Genomic DNA, 12,690 nt, shown 5'->3' with positions numbered 1-12,690 from the left:
AGGTTTTCCTATTCTTCTCCTTGTTGTATCCTGTTAGATGAATTAAACTTTAAGGAAGGGAGTGAATCATATGAAAAAGGATGTTTCTAATAATATGAATCAATCAACCATAGAAAAAGAATTAATGTACAAGCAAATAGTTGAATATTCAGTAGAGACGATCGTCATACACGCCGATCATAAAATTTTGTATGTGAATCAAACAGGTGCACAAAATTTAAAAGGGACTAAAGAAGAAATTATTGGTTCCTGTTTACTGGACCGGTATCGAGAGGCCAGCAAACCTAGGATAAAGGAAAGAATACATAAATCGATGACAGAAAATGTACCGGGTGAACTTATGGAAGAAAAGATATTTAGGCTGGACGGCAAACAGGTCGATGTTGAGTTGTATTGTCACCCTGTAGTATTCGGAAACCAAAGAGCGATTCAGACTACCCTTAGAGATATAACAAAACGTAAAGAAGAAGAGAAACAACACAAGAGGGAAATTTATGAGGTTTCTACTCCCTTAGTACCTGTTTTAGATGGTATTTCCGTCCTTCCCATAGTAGGCTCAATAGATATTGATCGAGCCAATTATTTGCTTGAATCCATCCCATCAAAAATCAAAAAAGAAGAGGTCAGATGTTTAGTCATTGATTTCTCAGGCATTTATAATTTTTGCGAAGTAGTTTCTGATTTCCTCATGAAAATTACAGCTATTATGAGATTGCTTGGCATTGATATGATTATTACCGGCATAAGACCAGAGCTTGCTCAGATTGCAGTTGAAAACGGAGTCGATCTTTCTTCCACAAAAACGATGGCCACTGTAAAAGAAGCAGTTAAATATCATTTAGATAATTAATTAATAGATCCGCTGATTCTTAGTCTTAATCAGAGATAATATCTGTTTATTGGAAAACGCAATCATTTTGACCAAACTCAATTATTTCATTCTACTTTTTTTGCTTTCTTATTTTGTTTATTTATCTTTTGGACTGAGTGACCGATATTAAAACCAGGGAGGTGAATTTCTTGGATATTGCTGCATTATCAATGGGCATGAACCAAGCTGCTCTTGCACAAAGTGTCAGTATTGCTTTGACTAAAAAAATCATGGAGACTTCACAGCAAAGTGCGAACCAGTTGATGGAAATGATCCAAGCTCCTCATCCAAACTTAGGGAAATCAATTGATCTTAAAGTATAAGATTTTGTAGCGCATTCATAATAAAATGGATGCGTTTTTTATCAATTCTGATGACGTTTTTACATCATCAGCTGGTCTGCCATAGATATTCCTTTCTCCCTTGGAAATGTATTAATCCTCCGTTTTCTTTTTTGATACTTTTTATCTTAAAATCAGTAGTAGTGTTACTACTTTGTATATCTTGTGAAAATTTCTTGTGTTAATATACGTACAAGGGCAAACCTTATGAGAGTACAATAAGTAAAGCCCGCGCCTTAAGTATTTATGATATGGTGACCAAGCCGAAAGAAATTATCCCTTTTATAAGTAGATAGGATGCTTTCCTTAATTCCGTTATTTTTGTAGAAAGGTGTTCTTTAGATTGAAAAACATTTTACTAGCTGATGATTCCCGCTTCATGAGAATGATATTAAAAAGAAAACTGGACGCAAATAATTTCTCTATTATCGCTGAAGCCGTTAACGGATTAGATGCGATTGAAAAGTATAAAAACTTCAACCCCGACATTGTTTTAATGGATGTAACCATGCCTATTATTTCTGGAACAGAAGCATTGAAAGAAATTATTAGGTATGATCAACAAGCAAAAATAGTGATGTGTTCTGCATTAGGGACACAGCCATTAATAAAGGAATCTTTAAGACTTGGCGCAAAAGATTTCATTGTTAAGCCCTTTTTTGATAATCTCAACAAAATCCTTAATAACCAGTGATACATATTTTGTAAATTACTTTTTGTCTCAAATATTTAACACTTTTAATGCAAGTAAAAAAGCTAGCCATAACAACATTTGTCGTTATGGTTAGCTTTTTAAAAATCATATTCATTTTTGTCTTACAAATCCTTGTCATCAACAGATGCGAGCCATTCATCTATCACTTCAACGACAGCCTGCACGGTCCCATCCTTAAATGGCGACTGCAAATTAGCCTCCTCCACCAACCCGAGGAACGACTGGCTTCCACCAAGCTGGCAGAGCTTCAAATAATCTGCCCAGGATGATTGCTGGTCTTCCCTTGAGCGTTTCCAGAATTGGAAGGCGCAAATTTGTGCAAGTGTATAGTCAATATAATAAAAGGGCGATCCGTAGATATGTCCCTGACGGTGCCAGAAACCACCCTTTTCGAGATACTCATCGCCATCATAATCCCGGTGCGGCAGATACTTTTTTTCGATTTCACGCCATGCGCTCTTTCTTTCCTCAGGTGTTGCTTCGGGATTCTCGTAGACAAAATGCTGGAATTCATCAACAGCTACTCCGTAAGGCAGGAACAGGAGTCCGCTGCTTAAATGAGAGAATTTATACTTATCCGTATCTTCTTTGAAAAATAATTCCATCCACGGCCAGGTGAAAAACTCCATGCTCATCGAATGTATCTCAGCCGCCTCATAAGTTGGCCAGTAGTATTCGGGAATTTCAAATTTTCTGCTGCTGTATACTTGGAACGCGTGTCCTGCTTCATGAGTCAGCACATCGATATCGCCGGAAGTGCCGTTAAAATTGGAAAAGATAAACGGTGCTTTAAAGTCTTCAATGAAGGTACAATATCCCCCTCCGGCTTTTCCCTTTTTAGATACAAGGTCCATGAGCTGGTTGTCGGTCATAAATTCAAAGAATTCTTTCGTTTCAGAAGAGAGCTCTTCATACATTTTTTTGCCATTTTCGATAATCCATTCCGGCTCTCCCTTTGGAACGGCGTTTCCTGTTTGAAACTCAAAACCTTCATCATAGAATTTCAGCTCGTCGAGTCCGATTCTTTCACGCTGTCGTTCGCGGAGCTTACTGGCTAGCGGCACGATGTATTCTTCCACCTGTTTGCGGAAGTTAGCGACCATTTCGGCATTATAATCGGTTCTTGCCATCCGATAATATCCCAGTTCAACGAAATTCTTATAGCCCAGCATTTTCGCAATCTCATGGCGCACCTTGACAAGCTGATCATAGATTTCATCCAATTTCTGCTCATTTTCTGCAAGAAATCCATTTTTCGCCGCATTGGCTTTCTTCCTCATTTCACGGTCGGGAGATTCGGCAAATGGCTGAAGCTGAGGAAGGGTGCGTTCTTCGCCTTCAAACATAATTTTCGCTGAAGCGATTAGCTGCGTATATTCTGTTGACAGCTTATTTTCCTTTTGAAGATGCTGGATAATTTCCGGGGAAAAGGTTTTCAGTTGGGCATCCGCCAGGGCGAATAGCTGATGCCCCCATTTCGTTTCCAAATCCTTGCGAAACCTGGATCCAACAAGCTCCTTATAGTATTGCGAAACAAGCTCTTCCATTTCTGGAGCGATTTCATCAAGGTAATCATTTTCCGCTTTATAAAACTCGTCATTCGTATCAACCGAATGCCTTATGTAGCAAATATTGATCATGGTACTTACGTTGTCTCGTATCCCATTGATTTCATCCATTGCTTCGCTCTGTAGCTCTACGTTTTCCGCTTTTGAAAAACGTCCTAGAGCTTCAGTGAATGCTCTCTTCACTTCTTTCAAATCAGGACGGCTATACTCGTATTGATCGAACTTCAAAAAACCACTCCTTTATGTTCTGTAATTCTTTATCGTCTTCCATTATATAACACGCAAAAATCTTAATAAATAAAATTCTCCACAAAAAAGACTTGCCGATTGGCTAACCTGAAGGCGGAGTTGATGGGAAATTTTGGACTTTCCTATCTACCAAAAAAAATCCCCCTACTAAAAAAGGGGGGTTATACTAATCGCTTTAATTGTTTGCGGCATTGAGGCCTAATTTCTTCATTAATTCGATTGCTGTTTCTTTTTCTTCATCTGTTAAGCTACTCATGATATCATCAATTCTTTGCTCGTGCTCAGGAAAAACGGATTCGATAAATGACTTCCCCTTATCCGTAATTTGAGCATAGGTTACTCGTCGGTCATTTTTAGAAGCAACCCGTATTAAATAGTCTTTTTGTTCAAGCTTATCAACGACATAGGTAATGCTTCCGCTTGCAAGCAATATCTTTCCGCCAATTTGCTGCAGTGGCTGATCCCCTTTATGGTAAAGCAATTCCATCACAGCGAATTCAGTTGGGTTTAAGCCATGATTCGCAATATACTTATTTATCACATCATTTATGGACCTATGCGCTCTTGATAAAACGATGAACAATTTCAGGGATTGTTTAATACTATTTTGATTCAATTCATTCACAACCTTTAAAAAGATCTAAATTTTAAATATCGGGATTTCAATATCTCGAATTAAAAGTTATTATACGAATTATATTCTGGTTTGTCAATTCGACTTAACGCAAATTTTATTAATTTGGAGTAATGTTTCTTCCTGCAGTATGATTGCGTATGTTATCGATTTTAGCCATGTCAATCCCTTCTAAGAATAAAAAAACGCTGTTTCATCAAATTATTTCCCATTTTTATTTTATTGAACTTATTAACCAAATTATAAAAAATTTGACCTTGCATAAATTTACAACCGTTTCCCCATCATAATTAGGAATCATCTTTAGGCAAAGGAGGTAATGGATGAATGAACAAAGAAAATCAGAGTCATATGATTCACTCTCAAGCTGTAAATAAGCAACTAGATGAACTCGAGGCTCGAAATGCTTCAAATGAAAAAAATAAAAAGGGTAGTACAAATGAGATTCAACCTATCGCAACCGATGACGAGTTAACACAATAGTATCTTGCGCAGCCCTGCCTGGCTATTCGCCGGCAGGGCTCTGCTTATCCGATATATCGCGGGCGTGAATAAAGAGATTGAAAACTTTTTTTGAAACATTCTTAATATAGTAAATTCGCGATAAATGTGATTATCATGTGATTTCTACCGTTTTAAAGCATGAGCAAACTCCTTGTAAACATTGATATACCAGCATTTTTTGCTGATTCATCACATCATCTGTTATACTATGAAAAAAACAAAAAAGTAGCGGGGAAAAATGTTTAAAAACAAGCAAAATATCATTTTATATATTGGCATTGTCGTATTGCCACTCCTCATCTTTTGCTTTATATATTTTATTCAGTTGGAAAAGAAAGCTAGTTCTTCACTAAAGGAAAAGGCTGAATGGGTCGGCTCTATCCATCATCAATCTTTGGATCAGGTGATAAAGGAGACAAAAAACAATCTTGAGGTTCTGGCATTGAGCGGTACCTCCCTTCAAAATGACGAGCAGAAGATGAAGGACCTCCTGGCCCGAGCAAAAAATACAGATCCTCGCTATGCCGGTATGTACTGGCTTAACGCAGAAGGATACGTGATAACGGGAACGAACGAAAATCTAATCCATAAACACTTAATGGATCAAACCCATATAGAAACGGTCCTGCTAACTAAGAAACCAGTAATATCTGATAAACGTGTAAATGAGCAGGAAAACTTTAATTATTTTTCTATATCGGCACCGATTCTCGACAAAGAAAACAATGTGAGCGGTTTTGTAATGGCCAAGATTAGAATCGATTATATGGAAAATGTCATGTCCATTCTGACTCCTGATTATTCAATTAGAGTTGAAAATAAAGAGAACGAATCCATTTTGGAGATTAATCCCGAGAATAAACAGCCAGAAGACAATAACTGGGTGATCATCCCTTTGGATGAGGGATCATGGCATTTACATGTAAAAGTGAATCCTAATATGGAAACATTTGATTATAAGTCCTTCATTAGTGGGCTTATTTATGCGGTGATTGTGGCCCATGTCCTTTTCTTAATTGTTAAGTACCTGTTACTTAGCAGAGAAACCAAGAGACAGAAAGAACTGAACGAGGCCCAAAAACTCGAGGTTGTCGGCACTCTTGCCGCGAGCACTGCCCACGAGATTAAAAACCCGCTCACCGGCATTAAAGGGCTTATCCAATTGTTGGAAGAGAAATACACAGATGAGAAGGATCAACTTTATTTTTCCGTGATTATGAAGGAGATTGAGCGGATAGACGGCATCGTCAGCGAGTTTATCGTCCTGGGGAAACCAACTGCGCAAAAATTAGCCACTATTGATACTAGAACAGCTCTTAACGATTTACAACCTCTTCTAGAGTCCGAAGCAAGCCTTTATGATGTTACACTTACTGTTTTAGTGCATGACGATCCGGTTTTAATTATTGGGTCGTCCGATCAAATAAAGCAAGTTATCTTGAACATTGCTAAAAATGGGTTTGAAGCCATGCCGGATGGCGGAGAACTAATGATTGAATTATCTAATCAATCGGGTAATGCCATTATTACCATTACCGATACAGGATACGGGATAACAGAAGAAAATCTCAAGAATGTCTTTGATCCCTTCTATTCATCTAAAGAGTCAGGAACCGGTTTGGGACTCTATGTATGCAGGCGGATAGTCGAACAGTTTCACGGAAGCATTCACCTTACAAGCAAAAAGAACCATGGCACCCAGGCGATTATAACGATTCCAACCGCAAGTGAACCGTGATCCAGACACTGTTTATAGAAAAAGTTAGTTAGGAGCTTCGTTTATGTCCAGCACAGCACAACCAGTTAAAAAAATACCAGCCGAACAGACTACTGCCTATAATGTTCTATTCATTATTGGAGTTTGCCATTTGCTTAATGATTCCCTTCAGGCTGTTGTTCCGGCCATGTTTCCGATTATTGGGGAAACAATGTCGTTAAGCTATACGCAGCTTGGAATGATCGCTTTCGCTCTAAACATTATATCCTCTATCATGCAGCCTGCGGTCGGCTGGTATACAGATAAGAGGCCACTACCCTTCGCTCTGCCAATTGGTCTTACAAGCTCGCTTGCAGGGATGGTACTGTTAGCGTTAGCACCAAACTATTATGTAGTTATTTTGTCGGTCATCTTAATCGGCATCGGCTCTGCCGTATTTCATCCAGAAGGTTCGAGGGTTGCTTTCATGGCCGGTGGTCCTAAAAGAGGGCTTTCCCAATCGATTTACCAGGTTGGGGGCAACACCGGTCAAGCACTTGCTCCGCTGATAACGGCAATTGTTCTTGTTCCTTTTGGACAAAAAGGAGCGCTCTGGTTCGCACCTGTGGCCTTTACAGCGGTCTTATTATTAATGTACATTGCGAGATGGTATTCTGGTCAATTGATCCATTTTCAGCCAAAGAAGACAAACAAAAAAACTGGTGCCAAATCCACAATCGGGAAAAAGATTGGAATCGCGTTATTTTTAATCCTTTTCATCATTTTTGCCCGCTCGTGGTACGTAGCCTGTATCACAAATTTTTATGCATTTTATTTGATTGGGGAATATTCATTCACTATTAAAACTGCCCAATTCTTCATCTTTGCCTTCCTGGCTGCCGGAGCGCTGGGCACCTTCGTTGGCGGCCCGCTAGCTGACCGGTTCGGCAGGAAGAAAGTTATTTTATTTTCGCTGGCCGGAAGTGCGCCCATCACGATTCTTGTGCCGTTTGCCAGCTCTTCCGCAACATTCATCTTACTGATGATAAGCGGTTTTATCATTATGACCAGCTTTTCCGTCACGGTCGTGTATGCGCAAGAGCTTGTCCCTGGTAAGGTGGGCACTATGGCTGGATTAACCGTAGGCCTGGCCTTTGGAATGGGTGCGGTAGGATCGGTCGCTTTAGGTTCGATCGCAGATTCCATCGGGATCAGCAGCATGATCAAGATGGTTGGTTTCCTGCCGCTCCTTGGGATGATAGGTTTCTTCTTACCATCTGATGAAACCTTGAAAAATTGGTATCCAAAAGAAGTCTGAAGCAGGACTTCTTTTCGTTGTGGAAAATTCCATTTTGTTGCCGATTTAACTAGTTTTGTTGTCGGAATAGAGACTTTGGTTGCCGAAATTCTGTTTTTGTTGCCAGTTCCTTTTTTCGTTGCGGAAATTTCGATTTTGTTGCCGATTTAACTAGTTTTGTTGCCGGTACAGGGACTTTGGTTGTCGGAATTCTGTTTTTGTTGCCAGTTCCTTTTTTCGTTGCGGAAATTTCCGTTTTGTTGCCGATTTAACTAATTTTGTTGCCGGTACAGGGACTTTGGTTGTCGGAATTCTGTTTTTGTTGCCTGGCCCTTTTTTCGTTGCGAAAAATTCGGTTTTGTTGCCGATTTAACTAGTTTTGTTGCCGGTACAGAGACTTTGGTTGCCGGAATTCTGTTTTTGTTGCCTGGCCCTTTTTTCGTTGCGGAAAATTCGATTTTGTTGCCGATTTAACTAATTTTGTTGCCGGTACAGGGACTTTGGTTGTCGGAATTCTATTTTTGTTGCCAGTTCCTTTTTTCGTTGCGGAAAATTCCGTTTTGTTGCCGATTTAACTAGTTTTGTTGCCGGAACAGAGACTTTGGTTGCCGAAATTCTATTTTTGTTGCCAATCCCTTTTTTCGTTGCGGAAAATTCCGTTTTGTTGCCGATTTAACTAGTTTTGTTGTCGGAATAGAGACTTTGGTTGCCGAAATTCTATTTTTGTTGCCAATCCCTTTTTTCGTTGCGGAAAATCTTTCGTACCCATCGTTGATTTTAGTATTTTCATTTATAGAAGGACAAGTCGATGGTGATTCGATTCATCAAGGAGTCGATTACTGACACACTCAGGCGGGCATCTTCCTGCTGGTCCTCATACCAGAGTATCTGTAATCGAAGGTTTAATTAGTGGTATTGACTAGACAATACGGAAAAGAACATACCGCATATAGATTTGGAGCATTCCAAAAGCGGAATTTAATTCGATGAAAAAGCGATGACAATCATCAAGAAGGTCTATGGGTAGGGGCAGTTATGTATCTGATAAAATGAGACCAGAAATCGATTGGACCTGTCTCGCCCTGTTTTTAATTAACAGAAAATCTGCAGAATATACTCGCGTCACTTCTGGAATTATAGTGTTTTAACTTACGGAGTACTTTAAATAGTGATACTCATTCATGAGCTGGTCGAGCTCCTGGCTTGTACGGATGGTATATTCATCTGTCAGCCCGTACATCTCCGCAATTTCAATCATTTCAAAGCGTTTTATTTGGATTTCTGAATATACCTCGGCAATTCTTTTCCCTTCCATGGTTAAAAAACACATCCTTCTCACATGAATAAACAGAATACTTAAGGATTATTACAAAATATTTAAAACATGTAAACACATTCGCAAAAGTTAGACAAAACTTCCGATATTATGACAATATATTTGTTTTGTCGAAAGAGGATTTCTCTACTCCCGAAAAACCTGGCAGGTTTTTTCTCGCTGGTTGGTGGTAATCTACTAATAAGAATGTAAATAGGAGGGATGATCGAATGTTGCGCAAAATGTTTGTTACCAAAATGGCCTATTCTCTTTTTAAAAACGAGGTAACACGTTATGCAGATAACAAAAACGAAACGAAGGGTCTCGTAAATAAAGCAAGCAATAAAGCAAAAAAGAACGAACTGACCTTAAAGGGGGTTTGGGGACGGCTTCAGACGATGTTTAACATGTTAAAAGCATGGGCCAAAGGCGAATATCGCGAAATCCCTTATCGATCTCTATTCATGATCTTACTTTCGGTCGTTTATTTCGTCTCGCCCATAGATGTCATCCCTGATTTTCTATTCGGACTCGGTATTCTGGATGATGTAGCATTAATCGGTTTTGTGATTTCGCAAGTTGATAAGGACTTGGAAACCTTCCTGGAATGGGAAGATACTAAAAGCAATATCGTTGAGGTAATCGTTAGCCAGCCAAAAGAGGCAAATAAATAAGAAGAGCACAGGTCACGTCCTCTACGTTGTAGCTAGACATCATCAAAGTTGAAAAATTATACTTATTCGCTAAACAGAAGCGGAAGCATCTTTGCCGAAGTGCTTCCGCTTCTATCTAGACAATCGCCTTTTCCAGCTTTAAAAGGCTTTCTTTTATAGGGGTTTTACTGCCAGCATAGCCTGTCAGCGATCCATTCTTGCCAATCACCCGGTGGCATGGAACAATGAAGGGAAACGGATTAGCACGGCTAGCCTGTCCAACTGCCCTTACAGCTTTAGGGCGATTGATTGACATGGCAATTTCACTGTATGTTCTCGTTTCGCCATAGGGGATCTTGCTGATTTCTCCCCATACCGCTTTTTGAAATTCAGTCCCGCTGCTAAAGAGCGGCAGCAGAAAATCGATATCTTCACCTGAAAAATAACGGTCAAACAATGAAGCAAGCGTGGGAAAAATGGGCATGTCATCCCTACGGCTGCACGGATACTTCCTGCAACTCTGAAGAAAATCCGGCTCTCCTATTGATATCGTAATTAGCTCCGTCTCACTCGCAATTAGATATAACCTGCCGACGAGCGGGTTTTCATATACACTATAGAATAAAGCTGCCATGGCTATAACTCCTCTTGATTCATAGTGAACGGAAGAAGGATATGAAACGTTGTGCCTTTGCCTTCATCGCTTTCCACTTCAACCCATCCTTTATGTTCTTCTACTATTTTATAGCTAACCATCAACCCGAGTCCAGTTCCCCGTTCCTTTGTCGTATAAAACGGCTCTCCCAACCTCTTGATTTTTTCTTCCGAAATTCCTCCTCCTTCATCCATAATCGAAATCCGAACATGTTCCTCTTCGCGCTTTATCGCAACGTAAATATGACCGCCATCCGGCGAAACTTCTATCGCATTTTTGACGATATTGATAAAAACTTGTTTTAACTGATTCCCTTCACAGAAAATCATAAATTTCTCTTCTTCAAAGGAAGTGTGGAATTGAATATTGTCCAACAAAGCCTGAGCTCTAAGCAGTTCCAGAGTTTCATGCATGATCCCGTTCAAATTTTGTTTAAAGTACCTCAATGCCTGCGGTTTTGCCAGCACCAGAAATTCAGTAATAATGTTTTCAATCCTCTGCAATTCTGAAGTGATAACATTAAAATAGGTTGAAAAGTCTTCCTTCACGCTGCCTTGCAGGAGCTGTATAAACCCTTTCAGAGCAGTCATCGGGTTCCTTATTTCATGTGCGATCCCTGCGGCAAGCTCCCCAACAACGCTTAACGTATCAGATTTGCGGATTTGCTCCTGCAGTTCCAAATGCTCGGTCACGTCCCGGAATATCGTCAAATGCAACCCGTAATACAGGTTTTTTCTCGTCGAAAACTCGATGTATTTAATTTTCCCGGCTTCAAAAGTAATAGGAACGGTGGTTTTATCCTGTCCATTCTCCATGACATTCTCGATATGACTGTTCATCTTTTTAATATTTTCCGGGATCATTTGTAATATCTCATCCACTGTCATGGACAAGATTTTTTCTTTCGGCAATTCCAGTACATTAGCACCTAGTTCGTTAATATCCGCAAAGCCAAATTTGTTCCAGAGTAACATTCCATCCAACGAACCCTCGAATATTTTACGGAACTTTTTCTCGCTTTTCCTCAGTTTTTTTTCAATCTTCCACCGTTCACTCACATTCCTGAAAATTGTAATGTTATAGCCCTCACTGGAATGCATTTTAGCTGTTAATTCAAGCAGCTTTAACTGCCCGTTCGGCATGTAGTAAAGAAGCTCATCCCGGACCTCTCCCTTTTCACGGAAAGCTTCAGCCATAGCCTCGAACTTTTTGTCTTTTTTATAAACGTAAGCATATATGTGCCTGCCGACAAGATGCTCGCGTTTTGATTCAAAGATTTTACAAGCCGCGTCATTCACTCGGAAAATAAAACCGTTTTCATCCCAAAAAACGATAGCATCCATCGTTTGGTCAAATAAGTCGGAAAAAATTTGTTCACTTTTTTTTAATTTTTTCTCAAAGATTTCTTTTTCTGTTATATTTCTAAAAATCGACATATAATGCTTGTTAAATATATTAGAGCTCGTAGAATATTCAAATCTGATTTTCCCATAGGCCGGGGTCATTTCAATTTCCCCTGTCCAAGTCCCCAGAGAAACAACCTTTTCCATGCCCTTACTCCAATCATCTTCCTGGGATGGGGCAATAAATTCCAAGATGTTCTTCCCTACCAGTTCATGCTTTTCCAAAAGCATCGTTTTGCAAAATGAATCATTCGCATCAATGATGATTCCATTTTTGTCGTAAATGATGATACAATCCACGGCTTTATTAAACACATCGAGAAACATCTGGGTCGTCATCATTCGTTCTTGCAATAGCGCCCGTTCCGCTGTTACGTCCCGCAGCCTATAGAAAATCTTTTCACCCTGCCGGCCATAAGGTAAACCGATAAATTCAATCTGTTTTTTCTCACCTTCAGGAAGCTGAACAACCCATTCATCTTTATAAATTCCGTCCTCAATAATCTTTTTTTCCTGATAAGCGAGAACATTTTCCGGGATATCCTGCAGGAAGTCAGTAAGTTTGCTCGTAGGAATATCTGCCTTTGAAATATTCAACAATGAACACGCTTCTAAATTAGCGTAAATAAGCGACCTATTTTTATCCACTAAAATCAGGGACTCTAATGTGTTATCGATTAATTCTTTAAATTGATCCATTTGATTATTCAATTTTTCAATTTCTTTTTTATAGCCAATAATGGCTTCATTCTCCATGTTAGCCTCAATCCTCCGAAAAACCACTTTTAT

The 12,690-nt window shown here is 39.5% G+C and carries 12 protein-coding genes; 7 read left to right on the top strand and 5 right to left on the bottom strand.

Translation table 11 applies throughout. The features are described from left to right. The first annotated feature begins 70 nt into the window (after nucleotides 1-70). The 3 genes from LQ216_RS10510 (at nucleotide 71) to LQ216_RS10500 (ending at nucleotide 1,906) form a co-directional block, all read left to right on the top strand. A complete protein-coding gene (locus tag LQ216_RS10510) occupies nucleotides 71-850 on the top strand; it encodes a PAS domain S-box protein (RefSeq protein ID WP_230129261.1) in 780 nt (259 codons plus the stop codon). Between the two features lie 170 nt (nucleotides 851-1,020). Then, entirely contained in the window at nucleotides 1,021-1,194 is a 174-nt protein-coding gene (locus LQ216_RS10505; protein WP_230129260.1) for a YjfB family protein, read from the top strand. A gap of 361 nt (nucleotides 1,195-1,555) precedes the next feature. Beyond that, nucleotides 1,556-1,906: a response regulator gene (locus tag LQ216_RS10500; RefSeq protein WP_290369262.1), complete on the top strand. Its 351-nt coding sequence runs from the start codon at nucleotides 1,556-1,558 to the stop codon at nucleotides 1,904-1,906. 122 nt (nucleotides 1,907-2,028) lie between these two features. Here LQ216_RS10500 and LQ216_RS10495 read toward each other — a convergent pair whose 3' ends face one another. Then, the gene (locus LQ216_RS10495) at nucleotides 2,029-3,723 is read right to left on the bottom strand and encodes a M3 family oligoendopeptidase (protein ID WP_230129259.1); all 1,695 of its coding nucleotides are present in this window, start codon (nucleotides 3,721-3,723) and stop codon (nucleotides 2,029-2,031) included. A gap of 196 nt (nucleotides 3,724-3,919) precedes the next feature. After that, nucleotides 3,920-4,360, bottom strand: a complete 441-nt coding sequence (locus tag LQ216_RS10490) for a MarR family transcriptional regulator (protein ID WP_230129258.1) — start codon at nucleotides 4,358-4,360, stop codon at nucleotides 3,920-3,922. 345 nt (nucleotides 4,361-4,705) lie between these two features. On the opposite strand from LQ216_RS10490, the gene LQ216_RS10485 reads away from it, so the two are divergent. The 3 genes from LQ216_RS10485 (at nucleotide 4,706) to LQ216_RS10475 (ending at nucleotide 7,896) form a co-directional block, all read left to right on the top strand. Then, on the top strand, nucleotides 4,706-4,861 hold the full coding sequence (locus LQ216_RS10485) for a hypothetical protein (protein WP_230129257.1): 156 nt from the start codon (nucleotides 4,706-4,708) through the stop codon (nucleotides 4,859-4,861). Between the two features lie 259 nt (nucleotides 4,862-5,120). Beyond that, nucleotides 5,121-6,620, top strand: a complete 1,500-nt coding sequence (locus LQ216_RS10480; RefSeq protein ID WP_230129256.1) for a PAS domain-containing sensor histidine kinase — start codon at nucleotides 5,121-5,123, stop codon at nucleotides 6,618-6,620. A gap of 43 nt (nucleotides 6,621-6,663) precedes the next feature. Next, nucleotides 6,664-7,896 (top strand): MFS transporter, encoded by a 1,233-nt coding sequence (locus tag LQ216_RS10475; protein ID WP_230129255.1) that lies wholly within the window; start codon nucleotides 6,664-6,666, stop codon nucleotides 7,894-7,896. Nucleotides 7,897-9,019: 1,123 nt separating this feature from the next. Here the strand turns inward: LQ216_RS10475 and LQ216_RS10470 are convergent. Further along, nucleotides 9,020-9,190, bottom strand: coding sequence for an aspartyl-phosphate phosphatase Spo0E family protein (locus LQ216_RS10470; RefSeq protein ID WP_230129254.1), 171 nt, complete (start codon nucleotides 9,188-9,190; stop codon nucleotides 9,020-9,022). Nucleotides 9,191-9,420: 230 nt separating this feature from the next. On the opposite strand from LQ216_RS10470, the gene LQ216_RS10465 reads away from it, so the two are divergent. After that, nucleotides 9,421-9,864, top strand: a complete 444-nt coding sequence (locus LQ216_RS10465) for a YkvA family protein (protein WP_230129253.1) — start codon at nucleotides 9,421-9,423, stop codon at nucleotides 9,862-9,864. Nucleotides 9,865-9,979: 115 nt separating this feature from the next. Here LQ216_RS10465 and LQ216_RS10460 read toward each other — a convergent pair whose 3' ends face one another. Both LQ216_RS10460 and LQ216_RS10455 read right to left on the bottom strand, forming a co-directional pair. After that, complete coding sequence (locus LQ216_RS10460; protein WP_230129252.1) at nucleotides 9,980-10,477, bottom strand: methylated-DNA--[protein]-cysteine S-methyltransferase; 498 nt, start codon at nucleotides 10,475-10,477, stop codon at nucleotides 9,980-9,982. Between the two features lie 2 nt (nucleotides 10,478-10,479). Further along, nucleotides 10,480-12,657 carry a PAS domain-containing sensor histidine kinase gene (locus LQ216_RS10455; RefSeq protein WP_230129251.1) on the bottom strand — a complete coding sequence of 726 codons (2,178 nt, stop codon included), beginning with the start codon at nucleotides 12,655-12,657 and terminating at the stop codon, nucleotides 10,480-10,482. Nucleotides 12,658-12,690: the final 33 nt, after the last annotated feature.

It is taken from the genome of Bacillus sp. CECT 9360 (assembly GCF_918741275.1).
Taxonomy (GTDB): Bacteria; Bacillota; Bacilli; order Bacillales; family DSM-1321; genus Peribacillus.
Note: the sequence above shows the minus strand (reverse complement) of the source record. Positions and strands in the feature narration are given on the sequence as shown.